At 64.0% G+C, this 24,312-nt stretch carries 17 protein-coding genes; 7 read left to right on the forward strand and 10 right to left on the reverse strand.

Features of this window, described 5'->3' with window-relative positions; all coding sequences use genetic code 11:
* Positions 1-95: 95 nt before the first annotated feature.
* Positions 96-1,559, forward strand: a complete 1,464-nt coding sequence (locus QQK95_RS27040; protein WP_284277629.1) for an AMP nucleosidase — start codon at positions 96-98, stop codon at positions 1,557-1,559.
* Between the two features lie 66 nt (positions 1,560-1,625).
* The gene (locus tag QQK95_RS27045; protein WP_284277471.1) at positions 1,626-2,702 is read left to right on the forward strand and encodes an endonuclease/exonuclease/phosphatase family protein; all 1,077 of its coding nucleotides are present in this window, start codon (positions 1,626-1,628) and stop codon (positions 2,700-2,702) included.
* A gap of 60 nt (positions 2,703-2,762) precedes the next feature.
* Here the strand turns inward: QQK95_RS27045 and QQK95_RS27050 are convergent, their stop codons facing one another.
* The 3 genes from QQK95_RS27050 to QQK95_RS27060 form a co-directional block, all read right to left on the reverse strand.
* Positions 2,763-3,428, reverse strand: a complete 666-nt coding sequence (locus tag QQK95_RS27050) for a DUF922 domain-containing protein (protein ID WP_322791228.1) — start codon at positions 3,426-3,428, stop codon at positions 2,763-2,765.
* Complete coding sequence (locus tag QQK95_RS27055; protein WP_284277472.1) at positions 3,425-5,104, reverse strand: electron transfer flavoprotein-ubiquinone oxidoreductase; 1,680 nt, start codon at positions 5,102-5,104, stop codon at positions 3,425-3,427. Before QQK95_RS27055 ends, QQK95_RS27050 begins: the two co-directional genes overlap by 4 nt.
* Before the next feature lie 63 nt (positions 5,105-5,167).
* The gene (locus tag QQK95_RS27060; RefSeq protein ID WP_284277473.1) at positions 5,168-5,326 is read right to left on the reverse strand and encodes a hypothetical protein; all 159 of its coding nucleotides are present in this window, start codon (positions 5,324-5,326) and stop codon (positions 5,168-5,170) included.
* Between QQK95_RS27060 and QQK95_RS27065 the strand changes: the two genes are divergently transcribed.
* The 3 genes from QQK95_RS27065 (at position 5,325) to QQK95_RS27075 (ending at position 7,934) form a co-directional block, all read left to right on the forward strand.
* Positions 5,325-5,969: a hypothetical protein gene (locus QQK95_RS27065; RefSeq protein WP_284277474.1), complete on the forward strand. Its 645-nt coding sequence runs from the start codon at positions 5,325-5,327 to the stop codon at positions 5,967-5,969. The genes QQK95_RS27060 and QQK95_RS27065 overlap by 2 nt on opposite strands.
* A 223-nt stretch (positions 5,970-6,192) precedes the next feature.
* Positions 6,193-7,074 (forward strand): uracil-DNA glycosylase, encoded by an 882-nt coding sequence (locus tag QQK95_RS27070; protein WP_284277475.1) that lies wholly within the window; start codon positions 6,193-6,195, stop codon positions 7,072-7,074.
* Between the two features lie 47 nt (positions 7,075-7,121).
* Positions 7,122-7,934 carry a helix-turn-helix domain-containing protein gene (locus QQK95_RS27075; RefSeq protein WP_284277476.1) on the forward strand — a complete coding sequence of 271 codons (813 nt, stop codon included), beginning with the start codon at positions 7,122-7,124 and terminating at the stop codon, positions 7,932-7,934.
* 100 nt (positions 7,935-8,034) lie between these two features.
* Here QQK95_RS27075 and QQK95_RS27080 read toward each other — a convergent pair whose 3' ends face one another.
* Both QQK95_RS27080 and QQK95_RS27085 read right to left on the reverse strand, forming a co-directional pair.
* Positions 8,035-8,994 (reverse strand): DMT family transporter, encoded by a 960-nt coding sequence (locus QQK95_RS27080; RefSeq protein WP_284277477.1) that lies wholly within the window; start codon positions 8,992-8,994, stop codon positions 8,035-8,037.
* Positions 8,991-11,297: a xanthine dehydrogenase family protein molybdopterin-binding subunit gene (locus tag QQK95_RS27085; RefSeq protein WP_284277478.1), complete on the reverse strand. Its 2,307-nt coding sequence runs from the start codon at positions 11,295-11,297 to the stop codon at positions 8,991-8,993. The genes QQK95_RS27080 and QQK95_RS27085 overlap by 4 nt, the downstream gene beginning before the upstream one ends.
* A 151-nt stretch (positions 11,298-11,448) precedes the next feature.
* Here QQK95_RS27085 and pepN point away from each other — a divergent pair, with 151 nt between their 5' ends.
* Positions 11,449-14,094 carry an aminopeptidase N gene (pepN, locus tag QQK95_RS27090; RefSeq protein ID WP_284277479.1) on the forward strand — a complete coding sequence of 882 codons (2,646 nt, stop codon included), beginning with the start codon at positions 11,449-11,451 and terminating at the stop codon, positions 14,092-14,094.
* Between the two features lie 197 nt (positions 14,095-14,291).
* The gene (locus QQK95_RS27095; protein ID WP_284277480.1) at positions 14,292-16,613 is read left to right on the forward strand and encodes a PAS domain-containing sensor histidine kinase; all 2,322 of its coding nucleotides are present in this window, start codon (positions 14,292-14,294) and stop codon (positions 16,611-16,613) included.
* A 32-nt stretch (positions 16,614-16,645) separates the two neighbouring features.
* On the opposite strand, the gene QQK95_RS27100 is transcribed toward QQK95_RS27095, so the two are convergent.
* From QQK95_RS27100 to QQK95_RS27120, 5 genes are all read right to left on the reverse strand, one after another.
* A complete protein-coding gene (locus QQK95_RS27100; protein WP_284277481.1) occupies positions 16,646-17,125 on the reverse strand; it encodes an EF-hand domain-containing protein in 480 nt (159 codons plus the stop codon).
* A 54-nt stretch (positions 17,126-17,179) separates the two neighbouring features.
* Positions 17,180-20,134 (reverse strand): bifunctional [glutamine synthetase] adenylyltransferase/[glutamine synthetase]-adenylyl-L-tyrosine phosphorylase, encoded by a 2,955-nt coding sequence (locus QQK95_RS27105; RefSeq protein WP_284277482.1) that lies wholly within the window; start codon positions 20,132-20,134, stop codon positions 17,180-17,182.
* Positions 20,134-21,612 carry a sensor histidine kinase gene (locus QQK95_RS27110; protein ID WP_284277483.1) on the reverse strand — a complete coding sequence of 493 codons (1,479 nt, stop codon included), beginning with the start codon at positions 21,610-21,612 and terminating at the stop codon, positions 20,134-20,136. The genes QQK95_RS27105 and QQK95_RS27110 overlap by 1 nt, the downstream gene beginning before the upstream one ends.
* Positions 21,613-21,620: 8 nt before the next feature.
* Complete coding sequence (locus QQK95_RS27115; RefSeq protein WP_027041628.1) at positions 21,621-22,295, reverse strand: response regulator transcription factor; 675 nt, start codon at positions 22,293-22,295, stop codon at positions 21,621-21,623.
* A gap of 355 nt (positions 22,296-22,650) precedes the next feature.
* Positions 22,651-24,201 (reverse strand): Do family serine endopeptidase, encoded by a 1,551-nt coding sequence (locus QQK95_RS27120; RefSeq protein ID WP_284277484.1) that lies wholly within the window; start codon positions 24,199-24,201, stop codon positions 22,651-22,653.
* Positions 24,202-24,312 lie beyond the last annotated feature (111 nt).

Raw genomic sequence — 24,312 nt, forward strand, 5'->3', positions numbered from 1 at the left:
CCTTCGACAGCGACACCCCTCCCAACCGCTCGTCCAAGTCTCTATATTGAGCCATGGAAAAGCGAATCTACCCCCAAGCTATCGAATCGGTCGTCATGCCGGAGCCTTTCGGCCGGCAAAGCTTCGACAGCGCCGAAAAAGCCGTTGCCGCACTGCAGCTGCTTTACGACCGCAACACCAAGTTCCTGCGCGACGCCTTCGCGGCCCTGGCGGCCGCCGGCGGCGACAGCAGCAAGCGCTACCGCGCCTTCTATCCCGAGATCGGCGTCACCACGAGCTCGTTCACCCAGGTCGACTCGCGCCAGGCCTACGGCCATATGCCGACGCCCGGCCATTTCGCCACCACGATCACGCAGCCGCACCTGTTCGAGAGCTATCTGGTCGAACAGCTGCGCCTGATCATGCGCAACCATGGTGTCTCGGTCACGGTTTCGGAATCGACCACGCCCATTCCGCTGCATTTCGCCTTCCTGGAAGGAACTTACGTCGACGGAGCCGCCGCGGAGCGTATCAAGCGGCCGATCCGCGACCTGTTCGATGTGCCGGATCTCGACGGCACCGACGACCAGATCGCCAACGGCACGTTCGAAGTGGCCTTCGGCGAACCAAGGCCGCTGGCGCCGTTCACGGCGCAGCGCATCGACTATTCGCTGCACCGCATGACGCACTATACGGCGACCAGCCCGCAGCATTTCCAGAACTTCGTGCTGTTCACCAACTACCAGTTCTACATCGACGAGTTCGTCGCCCGCGCCCGCGATCTGATGGAAAAGGGCGGCGGCGGTTATGTGGAATTTGTCGAGCCGGGCAATGTCGTGACCAGGGCCGGGCAGAGTTCGCCCAGTGAAGGCGTTGGACCGCAGCGCCTGCCGCAGATGCCGGCCTATCACCTGAAAAAGCGGAACCATGGCGGCATCACAATGGTCAACATCGGTGTTGGCCCTTCGAACGCCAAGACGATCACCGACCATATCGCCGTGCTGAGGCCGCATGCCTGGGTGATGCTTGGCCATTGTGCCGGGCTGCGCAACACCCAGGCACTCGGCGACTACGTGCTGGCGCACGCCTATGTGCGCGAGGACCATGTGCTGGATGACGACCTTCCGGTCTGGGTGCCGATCCCGCCGCTGGCGGAGATCCAGGTGGCGCTGCAGGAGGCGGTCGCCGAAGTCACCGGCCTGTCCGGCTACGACCTGAAGCGCATCATGCGCACCGGCACGGTCGCCACGATCGACAACCGCAACTGGGAACTGCGCGACCAGCGCGGACCGGTACAGCGCCTGTCGCAGTCGCGCGCCATCGCGCTCGACATGGAATCGGCGACGATCGCCGCCAATGGCTTCCGCTTCCGCGTGCCCTATGGCACGCTGCTGTGTGTTTCCGACAAGCCGCTGCATGGTGAGTTGAAACTGCCGGGCATGGCGACGGAGTTCTACAAGCGCCAGGTGGCGCAGCACTTGACCATCGGCATCAGGGCAATGGAAAAGCTGGCCGAGATGCCGATGGAGCGGCTGCATTCGCGCAAGCTCCGGAGCTTTTCGGAGACAGCATTCCAATAGGCGGCCGTAGCGCCTTGGCGAGACACCTCGTCGTCTTGCCCAAGCCGCAATTTGGCCGATAAGCAGATGAAACGGATCGTCAGGCGGCATTCGGCAGACACGACCTCGATGATGACAGGCGCGCGCTTGAAAATGACGGCTGGGTTGGCATTCCTGGCGATGACGGCACTGTCGGCCGCGCTGTTGGCCGGTTTTTTCGGCACGCTGCATCCGGCTTTCGATTCCTTCTCGCACTTCCGCATTCACTTCAGCGTGCTCATGGCGCTTCTGGCATTGCCGCTGCTTGCCAGTTCGTTTCGGCTGCAAGCGGCGGCGGGGCTGCTTTTTGCCATTACCTGCCTGGCCACGACGGCAAGCGCCTTGCCGAGGCTTTGGCCGCAGCCGGCGGTCGCCAAGCCCGCCGAGCAGGCTGTCTACAGCCTGCTGCAGATGAATTTGCGCTTCAACAACCCGACACCGAAGAAAGTGCTCTCGCTGATCGGCCGCACCAATCCGGATGTGATCACCCTCGATGAGGTGTCGCAGATGTGGACGACAGAGCTTGGCACCATCGCCAGCGCCTACCCCTATCGTATCCTGTGCCCCTACCCGAACGGCATGTTCGGAGTGGCGCTGCTGTCGCGCCGGCCGTTCGTGGCCGGCACGACACCGCGTTGCGAGCCGCGCGGCGCGATGGCGACCGCCACCATCGACTTTGGCGGGATCGACGTCGATGTCGCCGCGATCCATTTGAGCTGGCCGTGGCCGAAGGAGCAATACTGGCAGATCGGCGAACTGGCGCAGACATTGGCCGGGTTGGGGGGGACCGCGATCATGGCCGGCGATTGCAACGCCGTGCCGTGGAGTGCGGCGGTACGGCGGGTCGCGGCTCTCGGCGGACTGACACTCATGCCTTCGGCCGGGCCGACCTGGATCCACCGGACACTGCCCGACGTCCTGCGCCGCTATGCGGGCCTGCCGATCGACCAGGTGTTCAGCAAGGGCGGGTTGACCATCCTGTCTTCGCAGCGACTGGAGGATACCGGCTCCGACCATCTGCCGGTGCTGGTCGAGTTCACGCTAAGGCCTGACGCGCCAAGGCCGGTCGACGAGCATGAAACCGCGACCGTTTCCCTGGTCCAGCCGGTCAAACCGCTCGGCTGATTTCGGCCACCGTCTGCCGCGCGAGAAAACAGCTTGCTGTTCGAAGCCGCAGATCACGCTCTAAGATTTCGCCAAGGCATCAACCAGATATTCCACGTGACCACCTTCCCGGTGCTCACGTGCGTCAAAAGCGTTCTGCTTGCCCTCGTACTCGTCAAAGATAGCATCGATGCGCCGACGCGCCTCGCGCCGCGTCTTGGAACATTGCGTATCGTCCGGAGTGGTCAGGCCGGTAAGCGATTTCTCGGTCGCCTTCATCATCTCCCTGGCAATGGCGCCATGGGTCTCTTCATGCGTGCGAACACCCGTGAAGAACCGCGCCCAGCGCTTGTCGAGCGCCGGCAGGAGCGCGGAAGCGACATGGGGATAGGTAAAACTCAGGTTGAGTGTGCCGTTGGCCTGCTTGATCCGGCAGGAGCCCTTGATCTGAACGAAGTCGAAATCCCAATCCTTGGTATAGCTGGTCTGCGCGATGGCGCGAGCCATGAAGCCATGCCTTGGCCCGTTGCGATCCATGGACTCGATCAGCGCCTCGCCGGTCGTGCCCGAAATATCGTATGTCTTCGTCTTGACCAGGACCTTGACGTCCGCCGAGGCGACGGACGTCAGGCTGCACAACACGCCGATAGTCGCCAGAACTGAAAGTGCATGCAAGCGCATCCACGCTTCCTTCAAAGATGGCGTCAGGGCAGACGATAGCATGCCGCCGGCGCTGAAGGCATTCACATACCCTGGTAGACCGGGCCCTCGCCGCCTTGCGGCGGCACCCAGTTGATGTTCTGGTTCGGGTCCTTGATGTCGCATGTCTTGCAGTGGACGCAGTTCTGCGCGTTGATGACGAAGCGCACGTCCTTCGCCGCCGGATCGGCGGCGGCATTGCCGTCCTTGTCGACCCATTCATAGACGCCGGCCGGGCAATAGCGTGTCGAAGGCCCGGCGAAGACATCATGCTCGGACCGCTGCTGCAATGCCATGTCGCCGACGACGAGGTGGACCGGCTCGTTCTCCTCGTGATTGGTGTTGGACAGGAACACCGAGGACAGGCGGTCGAAGGTCAGCACGCCATCAGGCTTCGGATAGGCGATCTTCGTGTGCTTGGCGGCGGGCTCGAGCGCGGCATAATCGGCCTTGCCGTGCTTCAGCGTGCCGAAGGGCGAAATGCCGAACAGCGTGTTCAGCCACATGTCGAGGCCACCGAGACCGACGCCGACGATGGTGCCGAAGCGGGACCACAGCGGCTTGACGTTGCGAACCTTCTTCAGATCCTTGCCGATATCGGTCGTGCGCCAGGCTTGCTCGTAGGAGGCGAGCTCGTCATTGGCGCGGCCGGCGCCGATCGCCTCGGCGACATGATCGGCCGCCAGCATGCCCGACAGCACCGCATTGTGGGAGCCCTTGATGCGCGGCACGTTGACGAAGCCAGCAGCGCAGCCCATCAGCGCGCCGCCCGGGAAGGACAGTTTCGGCACCGACTGCCAGCCGCCCTCGGTGATGGCGCGCGCGCCATAGCCAAGCCGCTTGGCACCCTCGAATGTGCCTGCGATCGCCGGATGGGTCTTGAAACGCTGGAATTCCTCGAAGGGCGACAGATACGGATTCTTGTAATTGAGATGCAGCACGAAGCCGACCGCCACCTGGTTGTCCTCAAGGTGATAGAGGAAGGAGCCGCCGCCGGTCTTCATGTCGAGCGGCCAGCCGAAGGAATGCTGGACCAGGCCCGGCCGGTGGTTCTCCGGCTTGACCTGCCAGAGTTCCTTGAGACCGATGCCGTATTTGCCGGGCTCGCGGCCGTCGGAGAGTTTGTATCTGGCGATCAGCTGCTTGGCCAGCGAGCCGCGCGCGCCTTCGCCGATCAGCACATATTTGCCCATCAGCGCCATGCCCGGCGCGAAGCCCGGACCATGCGTGCCGTCCTTCTCGACGCCCATGTCGCCGGTGACGACGCCGGTGACGGCGCCCTCCTCGTTGTAGAGCAGGCCGGCAGCGGCGAAGCCCGGATAGATTTCGACGCCGAGCGCCTCGGCCTTGCCAGCCAGCCAGCGGCAGACATTGCCGAGCGAGACGATGTAGTTGCCATGATTGTTCATCAGTGGCGGCATCAATATGTTGGGCAAGCGGAACGAGCCGGCGGGGCCAAGCACCAGGAAATGATCCGCCGTGACCGGCGTCTTGAAAGGGTGGCCTTCCTCCTCGCGCCAACCGGGCAGCAGCCGGTCGATGCCGATCGGATCGACGACGGCGCCGGAGAGGATATGGGCGCCGACCTCGCCGCCCTTTTCCAGCACGACGACGGAAAGCTCGGGATTGACTTGCTTGAGGCGGATGGCCGCGGCAAGGCCGGCCGGACCGGCGCCGACGATGACCACGTCGAATTCCATGCTTTCGCGTTCGATATCGCTCATCAACCCCTCCGCACTGGCTTGCCGCTGTTGCGTATCTTGCTGGCTCCTGCGCTGCATAGCGCATCAATTGGCGACAGGAAACCGGCGCAGACGTGACAATGCGGTTTTGGCCAAAAAGTCGCGCATCTTGCGGCAGGGCAGCCATTTGCGCCCGGCAAGACCGGCCAGCCTTGCGTTTTTTAATTGTTCGGCGGCTTGCTTATCGGCCATACTTCCCGCCATGCGCATTCCTGGGCCAGCGGGCTTTTCTTCGACGCGCTTTCTTTTCCCGCCCGGCCGGGCCTGCCGGGCGGTCCTTCCGGCCCTTCTGATGTTGGCATCGGGGCACGCCGCCGCCGACGAGGTGAAGGTCTGGGCGACAGGCGCCTACTCCTTCTCCGACGAGCTTGGCGGCTTCCGCATCACCGGAGCCTCCGGCATCGGAACCAAGGACGATCCGCTGGTCATCACCGAAGAGCTGAATTCGGCAACACCCGTGACGCTGACCATCCGCACGACAAAGCCGATCCAGACATTCGGCAAGGCGGGCGAATTCGCCAATGGCATCATGTACATGCGCATCAACGCGCTCAACAACAGCGGCCAGGCCTGGATCGAATTCCAGTTTGAGCTTCAGGAGATACTGGATCAGCCGAGCGTGTTTGGTGACGGGCTTTCCTTCGACCAACGCAACAAGACGCCCGACAATATCTGGTCGAGCAATTTCGCCGATTTCGACCGGGAGTTCGAACCGTATGACCGGCTGCTGTTCAAGAACGGCAAGGTCGACCCGCTGAAGACCGTCAGCTTCGAGTTCCTGATGACCGATTACACGCCGCGATGGACGTTCTATCTGGTGCAAGATCCGCGCATACCGACAGGATAAGGTGCGCTGATATTCAGGTGAGGCCGGCCTGCAAATGGCGAATACCTGCGCTTCCCCGTTCTACTGCGTCGCAGTAGAACTGTGCTCACGTACTTGAGTACGCTCCGCTCCGGTTCTCGGTATCCACCATTTTCGACTCGGCCTGACCTGCATCTCAACACACCTTGGTGCGGAAAGGATTGCCTTGCTTGCAAATTGGCGCTCAGCGGACGAATGTGCGCGCATGACTGCCGCCTCCCCCAACAGCCCGACCGATATTGCCGACATCCTGGCCTTCTATGCCAGTGCCGGCGTCGACGAGGCGCTGGAAGACGCCCCGGTGAATCGCTTCGCCGAGGCGGCGCCGCGACCTGTCGAGCGCGCGCCGGCGCCGGTGGCGCCGCCTCGCGAAGAGAAGGCGCCGGAGCGGCCAGCAGCACCGCCCGGATTGGATGCAAGCAAGGTCCCGGATGCGCCACCGGCGCGTTCATCGGTCGCCGCGGTGCCGGACGAAGCCCAGGCGGCGCTTGCGCGCCAGTTGGCGGCAACGGCAACGACCCTGGACGAGTTGCGCCAGCACATGGCTGCCTTCGACGGCTGCAATCTCAAGGCCACCGCCAAGAACCTGGTGTTCGCCGACGGCAACCCGGAGGCCGCGGTGATGCTGGTCGGCGAAGCGCCGGGCCGCGACGAGGATATTGAGGGCTTGCCCTTCGTCGGCCGCTCGGGCCGGCTGCTCGACCGCATGCTGGCCGCGATAGGGCTCGACCGCACTTCGGTCTACATTGCCAACGTCATCCCGTGGCGGCCGCCTGGCAACCGCACGCCGACGCCGCACGAGACGGAAATCTGCCGGCCGTTCATCGAGCGGCAGATCGAACTGGTCAATCCCAAGGTGCTGATCAATCTCGGCGGACCATCGGCCAAGACCTTGCTCAACACCTCGGAAGGCATTTTGCGGCTGCGCGGCAACTGGCGTGTCCACACCACCGCCTCCGGCATCGCCATTCCGGCCATGCCGACGCTGCATCCGGCCTATCTCCTGCGAACGCCCGCGCACAAGAAGCTGGCGTGGCGGGATTTTCTCGAGGTCAAGGCGAAGCTGCGGGCGCTCTCCTCGCGATAACCTCGGAGGTAATTGAAATCCCTCTGCCGCCGCCTTAATCCTGACCCATGACATCAGCGCAAACCTCCGCCGGCAGTCTTATCCGCGAATGGCGCACGCGCCGCCGGATGAGCCAGCTCGACCTCGCGATGGAGGCCGAAATCTCGCAGCGCCATCTGAGCTTTGTCGAAAGCGGGCGGGCCGCGCCGTCGCGCGATATGGTGCTGCATCTGGCGGAGCAGCTTTCGATCCCGCTGAGGCAGCGCAACCAGCTGCTGCTGGCCGCGGGCTTCGCGCCGAGCTTCAGCGAACGGCCGCTCAGCGACACGACACTGGCCCCGGCGATGGCGGCGGTCGAGATCGTGCTCAAGGGCCACGAACCCTTCCCTGCGCTGGCGGTGGACCGGCACTGGAACCTGGTCTCGGCGAATGCCGCGATCGCTCCCTTCCTTGCCGATGTCAGCGAGGCTTCGCTGCTGACGCCGCCGGTCAACGTGCTTCGCCTTTCCCTGCATCCCGGCGGCATCGCACCGCGCATCGTCAACCTCCAGGAATGGCGCACGCATCTGCTTGAGCGTCTCAAGCACCAGAACGATGCCAGCGGCGACCCGGTGCTGGTCGAATTGGAACGCGAGTTGCGCGCCTATCCGTCCGGGCTGAAGGGCGGCAGGCCGACACCCGTCGAGCCGAATGCCATCGTGCATCCGCTGCGCCTCGCCCATGGCGATCAGGTGCTGTCGTTCATCAGCACCATCACCGTGTTCGGCACGCCGCTCGACGTGACCTTGTCGGAACTGGCGATTGAATCTTTCTTCCCGGCCGACGAGCAGACTCGCTCGGTGCTGGTGCGGCTGGCCAAGGAGCGGTCGGAACGGTCGTAACTGAGGAGATCGGCCCTTCGCCATCGCTCCCCGGCCCTTCGGGCGTTCGTCATTCGTAAAGCCAAGCAATTGGCTCTCCGTCCGCTGCGCGGACCTCTCCTCACCCCTGCGGCAGCGCCACCTTGCGCGTTCGCGTGCGCTCCAGGCCCAGTTGCCGCTCGCGCCAGATGATGAAGATGCCGGCGGCCACCACGATCGCACCGCCAATGAGCGTGTTCAGCGAGGTTACGTCGGAGAAAATGAAATAGCCGACCACAACGCCGAGGATCATCGAGGTGTATTCGAACGGCGCCACCACCGAGGCCTCGGCATGGCGATAGGCCGAGGTCATCAGGATCTGGCCGAGGCCGCCGCAGAAGCCGGCCATGACGAGCAGCGCGGCTTGCGCCGGCGCCAGAGCTTGCCAGCCGAAAGGCAGCGTCAGCAACGAGAGCACGCTCGCCGTCGACGAGAACCATAGCACGATGGTCGCCGTCTTCTCCGTCTGCACGAGATTGCGCACGAGCAGCATGGCGACAGCCGAGATCGCCGCCGCCACCAGCGCGGCCATGACGCCCAGGACCTCCTGGTCGTCGAGCGCTTCATCCGAGTTGAGCAGGGTCAGTTCCGGCCAGGAAATGATGAGCACGCCAATGAGACCGACGGCGACAGCGCTCCAGCGATAGACGCGGATGGTCTCGCCAAGGAAGACCGAGGAAAAGACCACGACCAGCAGCGGCTGTGCATAGTTCAGGGTGATCGCCTCCGGCAGCGGCAGCCTGGTGAGCGCGAAGAAGCCGAGCCCCATGGCGCCGACGCCGACGACGCCGCGCGCGACATGGTTGAAGGGACGTTTGGTGACGAATGCCGTCGCCAGCTGTCCCCTCAACGCCAGGAAGGCGATGATCGGGAAGATGGCGAAGAAGGAGCGGAAGAAGACGATCTGTCCGGCCGGAACGTCGCCGGCCGCCTTGATGCAGGTTTGCATGCCGACAAAAACCGCCACCGAGACGATCTTTAGCGCGATGCCCCTCAGCGTGCCGTGGCCGTCCGTCGCTCCTGGTTCCGCCCCTGATGTCACGTCGGCGATGCGCCCCTGATCGCGGCCCAGATGCGCGCCGGCGTCGCCGGCATCTCGATATGCCTGATGCCATGGGCGCGCCACAGCGCGTCGGTGACGGCATTGAGCGCCGCCGGTGTCGAGCCGATCGTGCCGGCCTCGCCCGCGCCCTTGATGCCCAGCGCATTGGTGGTCGAAGGCACGTTGCGGGTCTCGAAATGGAAGAACGGGACATTGTCGGCGCGCGGCATTGCATAGTCCATGAAGCTCGCCGTCAAGAGCTGCCCATCCTCGCCATGGATGGTGTTTTCGGTCAACGCCTGGCCGATGCCTTGCACGACGCCGCCATGCACCTGGCCGGCAAGCAGGATCGGATTAACGGTGACGCCGAAATCGTCGACGATGGTGTAACGGACAATCTCGGTCGCGCCGGTGTCGGGATCGATCTCGACCTCGCAGATATGGGTGCCATTCGGATAGGTGCACTCGTCCTGCACGAACTCGCCGAACCCCTTGAGATCGTCGGGGTTTTTCGCCGCCTTGGCAATGGTGGCAAAATCGATGCTCCGGTCGGTGCCGACGATGCGGGCAACGCCATCGGCCAATTCGATATCGCCGGCCGAAGCCTCAAGTTCGTCGGCGGCGATGCGCTTGATCTTGTTGGCCAGGTCCTCGCCAGCGCGGGACGTTGACACACCCCCCAGCGGAATGGAGCGCGAGCCGCCGGTGCCGCCACCCGCTTTCAATTCGTCGGTGTCGCCCTGGCGGACATGGATCTTGTCGATGTCGAGTTTGAGTTTTTCCGACAGGAACTGCGCATAAGCGGTGGCATGCCCTTGGCCATTGGTCTGGGTGCCGATCTTCAGCGTCACCGTGCCGTCGCCATTAAGCTCGACAAAGGCCGGTTCGGAGCCTGGAAAGGCGCAGGCCTCGATATAGGTCGCCATGCCGATGCCGCGGATCTTGCCGCCGGCTTTGGACTGTTCCAGCCGCTGCGGGAACGCCTTCCACTCAGAACGTTCGATGGCACGGTCCATATGCCCTTCGAATTCGCCATTGTCGTAGAGCCGGCCTGTCTGCGTGCGATAGGGAAACTGCTCGGGGCGGATGAAGTTGCGGCGGCGTATCTCTTCGACAGGCAGGCCGAGATCATGCGCGCAGGCATCGACCAGCTTTTCCAACAGGAACGCCGCTTCTGGACGCCCGGCGCCGCGATAGGCGTCAACCGGGCAGGTGTTGGTGTAGAGGCCGGTCACCGAGACATCGAGCGCCCTGATATCATAGACCCCGGTCGACATGGTGACGCCGATATAGGGAATGAATGGGCCATATTGCGAGACATAGGCGCCGATATTGGCAAGCAGCTCGACCCTCATGCCGAGAAAACGGCCATCCTTGTCGAGCGCCATCTCGGCCATCACCGCATTGTCGCGGCCTTGCGCGTCGGTCAGGAAATGTTCGGTGCGGTCACCGGCCCACTTCACCGGGCGGCCAAGCCGCTTCGCCGCCTCGAGCACCAGCGGATATTCGCGGTAGACGAAGCTCTTCGGCCCGAAACCGCCGCCGACATCGGGCGTGACGACGCGCAGCTGGTCCTTCTTGATCTTGAACACGCTGGCCAGGATGTATTGCATGGAATGCACACCCTGTGACCCGGTGGTCAGCACGAGGCGGTTCTCCCCGACATTCCATTCGCCGATCGCCGATCGCGGCTCCATGTAGTTGCAGACCAGCCGATTGTTGACGAATTCGATGCGGGTGACGTGAGCAGCCCCAGCGAAAGCCGCGTCCGTCTTTTTCTTGTCGCCGATATGATAGGTGAAGGCGCGGTTGGAGCCGAGTTCCGGCCAGACCAGCGGCGTGCCCTCGGCAAGCGCCGTCGCAGTGCCGGAGGCGGCATCCTCGCCGTCATAATCGACCTCGATAAGTTCGGCCGCATCCTGCGCCAAGGCGCGGCTGTCGGCGACGACAAAGGCAACCGCATCGCCGACATAGTTGACGCGGTCCCGGCACAGGATCGGAATGTCGCGCGTCGGCGCTTTGGTGCCGTCTGGCTGTGCCTGCATGACGCCTGACTTGAGATCGCGCAGATGGGTGAGGTCCTTGCCGGTCAGAACGAGATGGACGCCGGGTACCGCCTTCGCGGCCTCGATCGAGCCGATGGTGAAGCTCGCCTTGGCGATCGGCGAGCGCAGGACATAGCCGTGCAGGACACCGGCCGGCTGGATATCGTCGGTATAGCGACCCAACCCCTGGATGAAAGCGGCATCCTCGCGCCGCAGCACGGAAGCGCCCATGCCGAATTTCGGTGTGACAACGGTCATGGCTGCCTCGCGGGGATGTGGAAAGGAACGCCTGAAATAGGCATCGGCCGAGTTTTGTCGAGGGGCCATTTCGTGTAAAGAGCGCGGACTTCAAATTTCTTGGACCAGCGGGAACCCCGCGTCCAACGCAATCGACAGGAAAAACAACGGAATGCGCACGGACACCGGCCAGGTCTTCAAGCTCGAAGACTATCGCCCCAACGACTATCTCATTCCGCAGACCAACCTCACCTTCCGCCTTTCGCCCAAGGCCACGATCGTCATCGCGACACTGACGGTTGAACGCCGCGACGGCGTAGCCGCGACCGCGCCATTGGTGCTCGACGGCGACGGGCTGGCGCTCAAGCGCATCGAGATCGACGGCAAGAAGGCAAAACCGGCGGACCTGCTGGCGACGCCTGACCAGCTCACCATTCTCAAGCCGCCGGCCGCACGCCGCTTCCAACTGCTGATCGAGACCGAACTGGCCCCGGCGGGCAACGAGGCCCTGATGGGTCTCTACCGGTCGAACAATGTCTATTGCACGCAATGCGAGGCCGAGGGCTTCCGCCGCATCACCTATTTCCTCGACCGCCCCGACATCCTGTCCGTCTATACCGTGCGGATCGAGGCGCTCCGCGACGAGGCCCCGCTGCTGCTGTCCAATGGCAATCCGGGAGCCAAGGGCGATATCGGGGATGGCTGGCACTATGCCGTCTGGCATGACCCCTTCCCCAAGCCGTCCTACCTGTTCGCGCTGGTTGCCGGCAATCTCGGCCAGGTCGCCGACAGTTTCGTCACGATGTCCGGCCGAAAGGTCGAACTCGGCATCTATGTCGAGCGCGGCAAGGAGAAGCTGGCCGGCTACGCCATGGACGCCCTGAAGCGGTCGATGCGGTGGGACGAGGAGGCGTTTGGCCGCGAATACGACCTCGACGTCTTCAACATCGTCGCCGTGTCCGACTTCAACATGGGCGCGATGGAGAACAAGGGTCTCAACATCTTCAACGACAAATATGTGCTGGCCGACGAGGAGACGGCGACGGACGCCGATTTCGCCAATATCGAGGCAATCATCGCGCATGAGTATTTCCACAATTGGACAGGCAACAGAATCACTTGCCGTGACTGGTTCCAGCTTTGCCTGAAGGAAGGCCTGACGGTGTTCCGCGACCATGAATTCTCCGCCGACCAACGCTCGCGCGCGGTCAAGCGCATCGCCGAGGTGCGCACGCTGCGCGCCCACCAGTTTCCCGAGGACCAGGGCCCGCTGGCGCATCCGGTGCGACCGCGCCGCTACCGCGAGATCAACAATTTCTACACGGCGACGGTCTACGAAAAGGGCTCCGAAGTGGTGCGCATGATCCGCACCATCCTGGGGGCAGATGCCTTCCGCGCCGGCATGGACCTGTATTTCGAACGGCATGACGGCGAAGCGGCGACCATCGAGGACTTCATCAAGGTGTTCGAGGATGCCTCGGGCCGCGACCTGTCGCAGTTCGCGCTCTGGTACCATCAGGCCGGCACGCCCAATCTGACGGTCAGCTCGACGCACAATGCGGCCGCGCGGGAATTCACGCTCGAAATCGAGCAGTCGGTGCCGCCGACACCCTCCGAAAGCCGTAAGCGGCTGATGCATATTCCGCTCGCCTTCGGGCTGATCGGCGCCGGCGGCAAGCCTGTCGCGTATAGCGGCGTCGAGGGCGCAAGCGTCGAGGACGGTGTCATCCATCTACGCAAGCGCCGCCATGTGGTGCGGTTCTCGGGCGTTGCCGAGCGTCCGGCGGTGTCGCTCAACCGCGGCTTTTCGGCGCCGGTGACGCTGTCGGTCGAGCAGAAGGCCGACGACCAGTTCTTCCTTGCCCGCCATGACAGCGATGCCTTCTCGCGCTGGCAGGCCTTCAACACGCTGCTCACCGATGCGCTGATCGCTGCTTTCCGCGAAATCCTTGGCGGCAAGCAGCCGGTCTTAGCAACACGGCTGACCGAGCTCGCCGGCAGCATCGCCGGCGATGAGACGCTGGAGCCTGCTTACCGGGCGCTGGCGCTGGCACTGCCGGGCGACGCCGACATCGCCCGCGACATCGGCAAGAACATCGACCCTGACGCCATCCACGCAGCCCGGCAGGCCCTTGCGCTGGCGATCGCCACGGCCAATGGCGAGGCATTTTCCAGCCTGTACCACAGCCTTGCCGACAAGGCCGCCTTCAGCCCCGACGCGGCGAGCGCAGGACGACGCGCCCTGCGCAACATTTTGCTGGACTATCTCTCGCTGCTGCCGGGCGGAGCGGCGTCGGCGGCCAGGCATTTCCAGTCCGCGACCAACATGACCGACCGTGCGGCGGCCCTTGCCGTGCTCGCGCATCGCCACCATGCTTCGCTGGAAGCAAACGAGGCGCTGGCGGCTTTCGAAAAGACCTATGCGTCCGATCCGCTGGTCATGGACAAATGGTTCCAGATCCAGGCTAGCGTGCCGGGGCCGCAGGCCGTGGAAACGGTCCGGGCACTGTCAGCCCATCCGGCCTTCTCGATGGCCAATCCGAACCGGGTGCGTTCGCTGATCGGCACATTCTCCAGCGCCAACCAGACCGGCTTCCACCGCGCCGACGGCGAAGGCTACCGGTTCTTCGCGCAAACGGTGCTCGAGGTCGAGAAGCGCAATCCGCAAGTGGCGGCAAGGCTGGCGACGGCACTGCGGTCGTGGCGTTCGCTCGAGCCGGGCCGGCAGGCCAAGGCCAGGGAAGCGCTACTTTCGATCGCCAATGCCGAAAACCTGTCGGCGGATCTGCGAGATATTGTCGAACGCACGCTGGCCTAGGCGCCCCCTTGCCTTCTCCCGTGTGGGAGAAGGCCCAGCCGCCGCACCCCAGAAGCGCATTATTTTAGTCGATTTTTAATCTTTTTTCGCCGGGCCACTGGACAAGGCGAATCACGTTTGATTCTTTACTGACGATTCGGAAGTGCGGCGTTTGCCGGATCACAAAGCAGCATAGGCAAATTCGGGGAGTGCCATTTATGGCAAAGGCGGACGCGTGGGGCGCGCCCGGTGGGATGGTTTTTGCGCGTCGCGAGGCGCGCAGCGACGGTCTTGCCGGGAATACGCGGCTCATCGCCGAACCGGCCTACAAGCGGCTTCTGGCCGCCGAACCGCTGCTGCGCCGGTCGATACCGGCCCTCATCATCATCTTCCTGCTCGTTATCGCGGCGCTGCGCGTGCTGTCGTTGATGAACGAGCGCGACGATGTCGAGCGCGATGCCAAGGCGATCCTGACGCTGGCGGCGGGTCAGCTGGCCAGTTCTCTGGCCACCACCTCGGACACGGTGCCCGGCGCTGTCCAGGACCTGCTGGAAACCACCAGCCGCCAGGGCGCGATGGGCCGCAGCCACGTGCTCGTCATCACCGACAGCGCCTTCAAGATCACCGCGGTGACGCCGCGCTCGATGCCTTGGCAAGGCCATTCGCTCGACGGCCTCGTCCAGGGCGGCCAGCCGCTGTTCATGTTCGGCGACCGTGCCGGCGTCATGGAGGTCAACATCGGCGGCCGGGACTGGTACGCCGCGGTCAGCGTGGCCAAGGATCGGAAGGGAGCCGCGGCGGCGCTGGTGCCGCAGGAGGCGGTCTTCGACACATGGCGCAAGACCGTCTCGCTCAACGTCACCCTGTTCGTGCTGACGGCCGGCGTGCTGATCATCATCCTCTACGCCTATTTCGGGCAGGCGGCGCGCGCCCAGGCCGCCGACCGCATCTACCTCGAAGCGCATCAGCGCATCGACATGGCGCTGGTACGCGGCCGCTGCGGCCTGTGGGACTGGGACATGGTGCGCGGCAAGATGTACTGGTCGCGTTCCATGTACGACATGCTGGGCTACGAACCCTGCGAGACGATGCTCTCCTTCGGCGAAGTCGACGAGATCATCCATCCCGAGGATGGCGACCTGTTCGAGCTCGCCAACAGAATTGTCGCCCGCGAGATCGACCACATCGACCAGGTGTTCCGCATGCGGCATGCCGATGGCCAATGGGTGTGGATGCGCGCCCGGGCGCAGGTCATGGATCCGGAAGCGCCGGAAATCCAGCTGATCGGCATCGCCGTCGACGTCACCGAGCAGCGTCATCTGGCGCTGCGGTCGGAGGCCGCCGACCTTCGCCTCAGGACCGCCATCGAGAACATCAACGAATCCTTCGTGCTGTGGGATTCGGCGCAGCGGCTGATCATGTGCAACTCCAAGTACCAGCAGGACAACGGGCTGTCGGATCGCGACGTGATGCCGGGTGTGACGCGCGCTTCGCTGGAAGAGCGGATGCTGGCCTTTGCGTCCGAGCGCCGGCTTGCCAACACCAACGGCCCGCAAGGCGGCGCCACGTTCGAGCGGCAGCTGTCCGACGGCCGCTGGCTGCAGGTCAATGAGCTCCGGACCCGGGATGGCGGCATCGTCTCGGTCGGCTCCGACATCACCCAGATCAAGCTGCACCAGGAGAAGCTGGTCGACAGCGAGCGGCGGCTGATGGCGACGATCCACGATCTCAGCCTGGCGCGGCGGGCCGAAGAGGAACGATCGCGCGAACTCGTCGACCTCAACCGCAAATACATGAAGGAAACCGAGCGCGCCGAGGCGGCGAACCGGGCCAAATCCGAATTCCTGGCCAACATGTCGCATGAACTGCGCACGCCGCTGAACGCCATCATCGGCTTCTCCGAACTGATGGAACAGGGCCTGTTCGGTCCACTGGGGTCGGCGCGTTACGAGGAGTACGCCACGGATATCAACAGCAGCGGCAAATACCTGCTCGGCGTCATCAACGATATTCTCGACATGTCCAAGATCGAGGCCGGCCAGTTCTCGCTGGACCAGGAGCAGATCGACCTCGGTCCGCTGATCAGCGAGACAGTGCGCGTCGTCTCGCTGCAGGCTGCGCAAAAGGCGATCACCGTGGAAACACGCATCGCCAATGCGCTGAGCTTGTTCGCCGATCGCCGCGCGATCAAGCAGATCGTCATCAACCTCCTGTCCAACGCGGTGAAGTTCACCGGCCAGGGCGGCCACATATCGGTCAGGGCCCGCAACACATCCGGCGCCCTGGTGCTGACCATCGAGGACAATGGCTGCGGCATCCCGAAGGAAGCGCTCGGGAAGCTCGGCCGCCCCTTCGAACAGGTGCAGAACCAGTTCTCCAAGAACCACGCCGGATCTGGCCTCGGCCTTGCCATCTCACGCTCATTGGCCGAGCTCCAGGGCGGCGCGCTGAAGATCCGTTCGACCGAAGGTGTCGGCACGATCGTGTCCGTGCGCATTCCGGTGAAGAAGGCGCCACCGGCGGTCAAGGCCGCCGCTTGAGCAGGCTCCGGGCGAGATCGCCGGAGCCTGGATCAAACGATCTTATTGGACGCTGTCGTCATTATCCGGTTGGCGGTGATGGCCAAAGCGATGGCCTTCGGCAGTTCGCTCTTCTCGATCTTGCCGTCATTGTTCTTGTCGAGCATGGCGAACACCTTCTTCTCACGGCTGGTGATATCATCCGTGGTCAGCGTGCCATCGCCCCTGGTGTCGTAGCGGGCGATGATGCGCCTGGCCATCCGCTCGAAACGCGCCTTCTCCAGCGCGTCGGCAAGTTGGGCGACGGTCAGCTTGCCGCCATTGGCGGCGACGAGCTTCTTCAGACGCGCGTTCATGGCGTCGGAGAACTGGTCGAAGGTGATGGCGCCGTCTGAATCGCTCATCGCCTTGTCGAGGCGGGCCATCATGCCGTCGCGCATCTTCGCGCTGGCATTGTTTTCGGCATAGGCGGTGGTGCCGACGGCGCCGGCGAGTGCCGCGAAGGCAAGGGCAAGCTTGGTTGACTTTCTCATGGTCTTCTCCTGTTGCATCGTCACCCCCGATGCGGCCGGACAACCGATTCACGGTCATCCGGCACGAAGCAAAAGATCAAAATCCTTCCTGATCCTCTGCGACGTCTCCTTGAGGTGCGCTTCCAGCACACCGAAATCCGGCAGGTCGGTGACCGCCAGAAGCAGATCCGAAAGCCCTGGCGGAACGTCGTCGCGCTCGAACGGGCCGGTGAGGCACAGCCTGGTCATCTGGGTCAGCGCCAGATAGAGCGCGAAGGCGACACCAAGCTCCTGCCTGAGCCCGGCATCGGCGAAGCTTGGCGCGAGGCGGGACAGGATCTCGGCCGTGCCGGTGACACGCGGCCCGGCCTCGACCTGCCCGGTGATGACAGCCACCTGGGCGATGAATTCGAGATCGATCAGCCCGCCGCGGATCAGCTTGATGTCCCAGAGATCGCGCGCGGGTTTTTCCTTCTCGATCATGGCGCGCATGTCCGAAGCCTCGGTCCTGACCTTTGCCGCGTCGCGCGGCTGGCCAAGCACGGCTGCGACTTCCGCTTCGACCTCGGCGCACAGGCCGGCATCGCCGCCAATGGCACGCGCCCGCGACAGCGCCATGTGTTCCCAGGTCCAGGCTTCCTGGCGCTGGTATTTCTTGAAGGCATCTATGTGGGTGGCCACCGGCCCCTTGTTGCCGGAGGGCCGCAGCCTCAGGTCAAGTTCGTAGAGCACTCCCTCCGCTGTCGGCGCCGATACGGCGGAGATCAGCCGCTGCGTCATGCGGGTGTAATAGTGGGAAGGCGCCAGTGGCTTGTCGCCGTCGGAGTCCTCGGCGTCCGCGTCATGGTCGTAGAGCAGGATGAGGTCGACATCCGATCCCGCGGTCAATTCGCGGCTGCCGAGCTTGCCCATGCCGAGCAGCGAAACCACGCCGCCGGCAATCGTGCCGTGCCGCGCCGCGAATTCGGCCGTCACTGCTTGCAACGCCGCCCCGATGGTGAGATCGGCGAGATCGGAAAAAGCGCGGCCGGCGCGAGCCGGATCGATCGAACCGGCAAGCAGCCGCACGCCGATCAGGAATTTCTGCTCGGAGGCAAAGATGCGCAGTCGGTCGAGCACTTCCTCATAAGCCCTGTCGCCTTCAAGGAAGGCCGAAAGCCGCGCCGAAAGATAGGCGCGGTCAGGCAGTTCGGTGAGAAGAGCGGGGTCGAGCAAGCCATCGAACACATGCGGCCGGCGCGTGATGATCGCCGCCAGCCGGGGTGCCGCGCCCATGATCGTCGCCATCAGCTTGAGCAGCGCCAGGTTGGACTGCAGCAGCGAGAACAGCTGGATGCCGGCCGGCAGGCCGGCAAGGAATTCGTCGAACCGGATCAAGGCTTCGTCCGCCCGGCGCGTCTGGCCGAAGGCCTTGAGCAGCGCAGGCGTCAACTCCGTCAGCCGCTCACGCGCCTCCGCGGACTGGGTGACGCGATAGCGGCCGAAATGCCAGCCGCGAATGACCCGGCAGATGTCGCTCGGCCGCTGGAAGCCGAGACCCTGCAAGGTCTGCAGCGTGTTGGGGTCATCGACATCGCCGGTGAAGACCAGATTGCCGATGCCCGCCGAAAGCTCCGGGGCTGTTTCGAACAGTGCCGCATAGTGGCGTTCGACCTGCTGCAGCGAGGCGCGGAACGCCAGGGAAAAGGCCGCCGCATCGGCAAAGCCCAGCATATGGGCGATCCGCTCCAGCCCTTCATCGTCCTCCGGCAGCGTGTGCGACTGCTCGTCCGCCACCATCTGCACGGCATGCTCGACGCGGCGCAGGAACCAGTATTGGCGGGCGAGTGCGTCACGCGCATCAGCGGTGATCCAGCCGCGCGCGGCGAGCTGGCTGAGCATCGGCACGGTTTCGCGGCCGCGCAGTTCCGGGAAACGGCCGCCGGCGATGAGCTGCTGCGTCTGGACGAAGAACTCGATTTCGCGGATGCCGCCGCGGCCGAGCTTGACGTTGTGGCCCTTCACGGCGATCTCGCCATGGCCCTTGTGGGCGTGGATCTGGCGCTTGATCGAATGAACGTCGGCAATCGCCGCGTAGTCCATGTATTTGCGCCAGATATAGGGCTGCAACTCCTTGAGGAAGGCGGCTCCCGCGGCAAGATCGCCGGCCACCGGACGCGCCTTGATCATCGCCGCGCGTTCCCAGTTCTGGCCACGCGCTTCGTAATAGCGCAGAGCCGCTTCAACCGGGATCGCCAGCGGCGTCGAACCGGGATCGGGGCGCAGCCTGAGATCGGTGCGGAAGACATAGCCGTGCTCGGTACGGTCCTGCAGGATGCGCACCAAGCGGCGCGTCAGCCGCGAAAACAGCTCCGTGGCGTCGAGAGGGTCGACGACGGCTGGCGCTTCCGGATCGAAGAAGACGACAAGATCGATGTCGGAGGAGAAATTCAGCTCATGCGCGCCAAGCTTGCCCATGCCGAGCAGGATCCAGCCCGATTGCAGCGACGGATTGTCGAGATCCGGCAGTTTGAGCTTGCCCTGGCCATGCGCGTCACGCAGCAGGAAGTCGACGGCCGCACGCGTGCAGGCATCGGCAAGATCGCTTAGCCGCCGTACCGTCAGCGACGTTTCCGCCGCACCGGCAAGATCAGCCAGCGCGATCAGGAAATGCGCCTCGGCCTTGCACTGGCGCAGTTCCATCATCAGGCTGGATTCGGAAACCGTCTCGGCCAACGGCGCCTGTTCGATCGCAGCGGTGATCGCTTTCAGCCGCGCGTCGACCGGCTGGTCGAAAAGGGCATCCAGGATCTGCGGCCGGCGCCGCGCCGTGTCGCGCAGGAAGGGTGAAAGGTCGAAGACGGCGGCCAGGAAATCCTGGCCCTCCCCCTTGCCGGCCAGGAATTTGGCCAGCCGCGTCAACCCTTCCTCGCGTGCCACAGCATTGATTTCGGCCAGTTCCTGCCGCGATCGGCCGTCATCGAGGGGGGCGAGTCCGAGGGCAGGCTTCAACTGCCAGTCCGTGACTATCCGCTTCGCAACCGCAGCCATCAGTGATCCTCCCGTGCAGGGAAACTCATGACCACGGATAGTCCCGGATTGCCAGGCAAGAGATCAAGCCGTCCATAGTGGAAGGTCATGACCGCCTTGGCGAGGCTGAGGCCCAGGCCGGAGCCCGGTTGAGAACGGCTCTTCTCCAGCCGAACGAAGCGTTCGGTCGCGCGGGCTCGATCGGCATCATCCGGAATGCCCTGGCCGTTGTCGGCGACACACAGCCTGATCTCGCCATGGGTCCGCTCGAGCGTCACGCGAACCGCCGGCTTGGACGTGGAGTCCGTCGAATATTTGATCGCATTGTCGACGATGTTGGACAGCGCCTGGCCGATCAGCTCGCGGTTGCCGTCGACGATAAAGGCACCATCCACTTCGGCCTCGAGCGAAACTCCGGCCTCTTCCGCCACCGGCTCGTAGAGCTCGGCGACATCACGCACGGCCGCCGCCAGATCGACCCGGTTGGTGTGTTCGGACGAATATCCGGCCTCCAGCCTGGAGATCATCAGGATGGCGTTGAAGGTCTTTATCAGCTGGTCGGACTCGGCGATGGTGCCTTCCAGCGCCTGGCGGTAATCGGCGGGCTTGTGCTTGCCGGAAAGTGTCGCTTCGGCGCGGTTGCGCAGGCGGGTCAGCGGCGTCTTCAAATCATGCGCGATGTTATCGGAAACCTGCTTGAGGCCTTCGTTGAGCGTGGCGATCCTGGCCAGCATGGAATTGAGGTTTTCCGAAAGCCGGTCGAACTCGTCGCCGGCTCCGGTCACCGGCAGCCGGCCTGAGAGATCGCCGCCCATGATGCGACGGCTGGCCTCCGACACGCTGTCGATGCGCTTCAGCGCGGCGCGCCCGACAAAGAACCAGATCAGCAGTCCGCCGAGCCCCATCATGCCAAGCGCCAGCGTCAGCGCGCGGCGGATCACGGCGCGAAAGCGCTCCGGTTCGCCAAGATCGCGGCCGACCAGCATGATCATCTGGTTCGGTAGCCGCAGCACCAGCGCAATGGCGTTGTGGCCCTTCTCGCCTTCGGCCTGCACCGTGTTCTCGCCGGTCGAAGGCGGCGGCGTCTGATCTGATGTTCCGCTACGCAGGCGATCAAGCTCGCCTTCGCCGAAGCGCCTGTAGGAGAACGGCTCGGTCGTCCAACCTTCCGTGTCGATCACCCCCGGCTCGAGGCTCTGCACGTTGCCGGTCAGGATCTGGCCATTGGCATCGGCGATGAGATAGAGGTTGGCACCAGGCTGGCGGGAGCGGTTTTCGACCACGCGCACCAGCACGGGCAGGCCACCGCGCTGATAGGCGCGGGCGAGGCCCAGCACTTCGTCGTTTATGGTCTCCTGCGTCTGCGCCGTCAGCATGCGCGCGGAAAGCGAGGTCATGTAGAAGACGAGCAGCACGGCGCAGAGCGCGAAGAGCAGAAGATAGAGCGCCGAAAGCCGCGCTGCCGTCGTCTTCATGATGGCCGGCACGGAAAGAGCCATGCTGCCGCCTAACCGCCCTTCAACATGTAGCCGGCGCCGCGAACCGTATGCAGAATCGGCTTGTCGAAGCCCTTTTCGATCTTGCCGCGCAGCCTCGAGACGTGGACGTCGATGACATTGGTCTGCGGATCGAAATGATAATCCCAGACATTTTCGAGCAGCATGGTGCGCGTCACCACCTGGCCGGCATGGCGCATCAGATATTCGAGCAGGCGGAACTCACGCGGCTGCAGCGTGATCTCGCGCGCCGCCCGGCGCACCGAATGCGACAGCCTGTCGAGTTCGAGGTCGCCAACCCGGTAGACGGTTTCGGCCTCCTTGGCGCTGGCGCGCCGGTTCAACACCTCGACGCGGGCCAGAAGTTCGGAAAACGCATAGGGCTTGGTCAGATAATCGTCGCCACCGGCGCGCAGGCCGGTGACCCGGTCATCGACCTCGCCCAGTGCCGACAGGATCAGCACGGGCGTGGTGTTGCCCCGGGAGCGAAGACCGGCAATGACCGACAGGCCGTCGCGGCGCGGCATCATCCGGTCGATGACCATCACATCATAATCGCCGGCATCGGCAAGGGCGAAACCGGTCTCGCCGTCACCGGCGACATGGGCGGTATGACCAGCCTCGGCGAAGGCTTTCTGCAGATAATCGGCAGCCTCGCGATCGTCTTCTATGACGAGAATCTTCATAGGGCCGTTATACGCGATTTCGCTGGAAGGTTGAGTGGCAGACATCTGCATTTTAGCCTTTGCCAAAGCGCATCGCGATCAAGATGATCGAGGCCCAGCGCGGAAGAATCTTATTCTGTGATTGTCTTCATCCCGGACATGCCAGCTTCGGGGCATGATCCGGCAAATCATCACATCCTCTCGGCCCAGGCCCGAGGCAACGTCTTTGGTTAGCTTTCAAAATGTGCGGCAGCGGGCGATGGGAGGCCCGCTGCCGCTGGAGGAGAGCACGATGACTGACTAACGTACCCGGCTCCATGCTTTCCCATGCGGCGGCTCGGGGGTGTTTGATACCGCCGCACCGGAAAAGTCGTTGTCAGCCCTTGGCAACGGGCAGCGCGACGAACCGGTTGTTGTTGTCGCGGGTGATCTGCATCAGCACCGCCTTGCGGCCGGACTTCACCGCATCGGTCATCGCCTTGGTGACATCCTCGGTGCCAGCCACTTCATTCGAATTGACCGCGGTGATGATGTCTCCCGGCTGGATGCCGCGGTCGGCGGCAGCGCTGTCGGGATCGACATCGGTCACCACAAGACCCTTGCCGTTTTCGGACTTGGTGACGGTGAGGCCGAGATCGGCCAGCGTGTCAGGCTTTGCCGGAGCGGCGGGCTGCTGCTGCTGGTCGTTCGAGGCCTGCTTGTCGCTGGCCGGCAGCTTGCCGAGATCGACCTTGATCGTCTGGCTCTTGCCGTCGCGCCAGACGGTGACGTCAACCGACTTGCCGGGCGAATAGGCGCCGATCAGGCGGGCGAGTTCCTTCGGCGAGGCAACATCCTTGCCCTCGACCTGGGTGATGACGTCGCCAGCCGTGATGCCGGCCTTCTTGCCGGGGCCGTCGTCCTGGGCGCTCGACACCAACGCGCCATTGTTGGACTTCAGACCGAGTGATTCGGCGATGTCGGAGGTCACCGGCTGGATTTCGACGCCGAGCCAGCCACGCTGCACCGCGCCGTTCTTCATCAGATCCTCGACAACCTGCTTGGCGGTCGAGGCAGGAATGTCGAAGGCGATGCCGACGCTGCCGCCCGAGGGCGAGAAGATCGCCGTGTTGATGCCGACGACCTGGCCATTGAGGTTGAAGGTCGGGCCGCCCGAATTGCCCCGGTTGACCGAGGCGTCGATCTGGAGGAAATCGTCATAAGGGCCGGCGCCGATATCACGGCCACGCGCCGACACGATGCCGGCGGTGACGGTGCCGCCGAGGCCGAACGGGTTGCCTACGGCCACGACCCAGTCGCCGACGCGAACCTTGGAATCGTCGGCGAAGTCGACATAGGTGAACTTGCCGCCGCCTTCGACCTTGAGCACGGCGAGATCGGTGCGCGGATCGGTGCCGACCAGCTTGGCGTCGAGTTCCTTGCCGTCATTGGTCACCACGGTGAAGGCAGTGCCCTCTTCGACGACGTGGTTGTTGGTGACGAGGTAGCCGTCCTCGGAGATGAAGAAGCCGGAGCCCTGCGCCACCGGGCGCGGCTGGTCGTTGCTGCGGTCGCGATGACCGAAGCGGCGGTGGCCTTCATCGTTCTGGCCGCCTTGATCGCCAAAGCCGCGGAATTCCTTGAAGAAGCGGCGCAGTTGCGGATTGTTGGGAAGGTTGTCGAAGCCGTCCTGGCCATCGGAGCCATCATCGGCGGTCGGCTGGATCTTGGCCTTGACCTTGACGCTGACCACGGCGGGCGAAACGCGCTCGACGACATCGGCGAAGCCTTGCACCTGGGGCGCCTCGACGCGTACGGCATCGGCCAGAACGGGGCTGGTTCCGCTGGTCAGCGCGCCAACGCCGATCATGCCGGCAACGGCGACGGAAGCGGCGGCAGCCAGGAGACGCTTGCGGGTGCGGGAATATGAATTGGGGGCAATATTCATGGGGTCTCGTATCCTCTTTCAAAGGGACGCTGCTTGATCGGCATCCTCGGGGAGAGAGAATTAGAGCGGCGCACATTACAGCGCCATTTCCGACACATGAAACTTTGGTAA

This window comes from Mesorhizobium huakuii (genome assembly GCF_030160235.1).
GTDB classification, from domain to species: Bacteria; Pseudomonadota; Alphaproteobacteria; order Rhizobiales; family Rhizobiaceae; genus Mesorhizobium; species Mesorhizobium huakuii.

What these genes read in the sequence shown, in the direction of transcription:
- QQK95_RS27040 (WP_284277629.1), top strand. Translation starts at nt 96, where the DNA reads ATGCCGGAGCCTTTCGGCCGGCAAAGCTTCGACAGCGCCGAAAAAGCC.
- QQK95_RS27045 (WP_284277471.1), top strand. Translation starts at nt 1,626, where the DNA reads ATGAAACGGATCGTCAGGCGGCATTCGGCAGACACGACCTCGATGATG.
- QQK95_RS27055 (WP_284277472.1), bottom strand. Translation starts at nt 5,104, where the DNA reads ATGAGCGATATCGAACGCGAAAGCATGGAATTCGACGTGGTCATCGTC.
- QQK95_RS27065 (WP_284277474.1), top strand. Translation starts at nt 5,325, where the DNA reads ATGCGCATTCCTGGGCCAGCGGGCTTTTCTTCGACGCGCTTTCTTTTC.
- QQK95_RS27060 (WP_284277473.1), bottom strand. Translation starts at nt 5,326, where the DNA reads ATGGCGGGAAGTATGGCCGATAAGCAAGCCGCCGAACAATTAAAAAAC.
- QQK95_RS27070 (WP_284277475.1), top strand. Translation starts at nt 6,193, where the DNA reads ATGACTGCCGCCTCCCCCAACAGCCCGACCGATATTGCCGACATCCTG.
- QQK95_RS27075 (WP_284277476.1), top strand. Translation starts at nt 7,122, where the DNA reads ATGACATCAGCGCAAACCTCCGCCGGCAGTCTTATCCGCGAATGGCGC.
- QQK95_RS27085 (WP_284277478.1), bottom strand. Translation starts at nt 11,297, where the DNA reads ATGACCGTTGTCACACCGAAATTCGGCATGGGCGCTTCCGTGCTGCGG.
- pepN (WP_284277479.1), top strand. Translation starts at nt 11,449, where the DNA reads ATGCGCACGGACACCGGCCAGGTCTTCAAGCTCGAAGACTATCGCCCC.
- QQK95_RS27095 (WP_284277480.1), top strand. Translation starts at nt 14,292, where the DNA reads ATGGCAAAGGCGGACGCGTGGGGCGCGCCCGGTGGGATGGTTTTTGCG.
- QQK95_RS27100 (WP_284277481.1), bottom strand. Translation starts at nt 17,125, where the DNA reads ATGAGAAAGTCAACCAAGCTTGCCCTTGCCTTCGCGGCACTCGCCGGC.
- QQK95_RS27105 (WP_284277482.1), bottom strand. Translation starts at nt 20,134, where the DNA reads ATGGCTGCGGTTGCGAAGCGGATAGTCACGGACTGGCAGTTGAAGCCT.
- QQK95_RS27110 (WP_284277483.1), bottom strand. Translation starts at nt 21,612, where the DNA reads ATGGCTCTTTCCGTGCCGGCCATCATGAAGACGACGGCAGCGCGGCTT.
- QQK95_RS27115 (WP_027041628.1), bottom strand. Translation starts at nt 22,295, where the DNA reads ATGAAGATTCTCGTCATAGAAGACGATCGCGAGGCTGCCGATTATCTG.
- QQK95_RS27120 (WP_284277484.1), bottom strand. Translation starts at nt 24,201, where the DNA reads ATGAATATTGCCCCCAATTCATATTCCCGCACCCGCAAGCGTCTCCTG.